This is a genomic window from Hymenobacter profundi (genome assembly GCF_019334315.1).
In the GTDB taxonomy this organism is placed as follows: domain Bacteria; phylum Bacteroidota; class Bacteroidia; order Cytophagales; family Hymenobacteraceae; genus Hymenobacter; species Hymenobacter profundi.
In genome coordinates this window covers 1-1387 of sequence record NZ_JAHWGL010000200.1, presented here as the reverse complement: position 1 = coordinate 1387, position 1387 = coordinate 1, and the positions used below count along the sequence as shown (strand labels likewise).

The 1387-nt window shown below is 54.8% G+C and carries 1 protein-coding gene; it reads left to right on the top strand.

Annotated features, from left to right (window positions below; genetic code table 11):
* Positions 1-220 precede the first annotated feature (220 nt).
* Entirely contained in the window at positions 221-883 is a 663-nt protein-coding gene (locus tag KYK14_RS21865) for an SOS response-associated peptidase (RefSeq protein ID WP_219161760.1), read from the top strand.
* The last annotated feature ends 504 nt before the right edge of the window (positions 884-1387 follow it).

The window sequence follows — 1387 nt, the reverse complement described above, 5'->3', positions numbered from 1 at the left end:
TAGGCGTTTCTACACCGTTCACTAGGTAGCCTAAACAGATAACAACGTAGAAACTGCTATTAGTAATACAGCAGAATTTCGTTGCGTAGCGCATCACCTAACCAATCGCCAAACGTAAACAGGTGCGGGCGATACGCTACTATTTTCTGCGGCCGCCAATTTCTAGCTTCCAAACGGCAGCTACCCTTTCGTTACTTCCACTCTTTTTTGATTTGCTTGTATGTGTGGTCGCTACACTACCCTTACACCTGCCGCGGGCTTGGCAAAACGCTTCGGCGCAACGCTTGCCGAACCCACCGAGCCGAACTACAACGCTGCTCCGTCGCAGCGCCTACCCATCATCACCAACGCCGCGCCCGACACCATTCAACTGGTGCAGTGGGGGCTGATACCGGGCTGGGTGCAAGACCTGAAAAAGGCCGTCAAGCCCATCAACGCCCGCGCCGAAACCCTGGCCGACAAGCCCTCGTTTCGGCAGCTGCTCCAGCGCAAGCGCTGCTTGGTGCTGGCCGATTCGTTCTATGAGTGGCAGCAGACGCCCCAGGGCAAGGTGCCGCACCGGATTATGCTGCGCGATGAGCAACCGTTTGCCTTCGCCGGTCTATGGGACGAGTGGCTCGACCGCCAGACCGGTGAGGTGCTGCCTACCTTCACCATCATCACCACCGAGCCCAACGAGTTGATGGCCCGCCTGCACACCCGCATGCCCGTGCTGCTCCCCGGCCCAGAGGCCGAGCAAGCCTGGCTCGCCGACACCCTCAGTCCCGCCGACCATCAGCAGCTACTCGTACCCTACCCCACCGATGGCATGAAGGAATACGCCGTGACCACCCGCGTGAACTCGCCCGCGCACAACGACGCTGAGGTGCTGGAAGCAGCCTGACACGCACACGGTAAACAACGCAAAAGAGCCGGCCGCATAGCATGCGGCCGGCTCTTTTGTAGGAATGGGTCCCTTTAGAAGGTCAACGACTTCTCCTTCGCGTGCTTCACGCGCTTGTGGTAGGGAATCAAGGGCTTGCCGGTGCCGAAGTGGCTCATACGGGGCTTAAACATGTCACTCACTGTGCGGTGCCGATGCGAATCTGGCCGTTTGCGTGGTGCTTTAGCTGCTACGGCTGTACCAACGCTGATAAAGAGGCAAAGGAGGAGAGAGTAGAAAACGCGCATAAGCTTGAATTATAGTTAGAAAAAATGTGACTTGCTGAAGTATATGGCAAGTATATAGAATATCGAATTATCTATTGATATGAATTATGTATAAAATTTTATCAGAATGATAATAAATGCCTTTTGGGCAGCGTAGGGCATTGTTAAGTTTTCTTAACACACGATTTGAAAAGGCAACCTAGCTGCTCAGAACGCCAGCACGACTGTCATCCTGAGC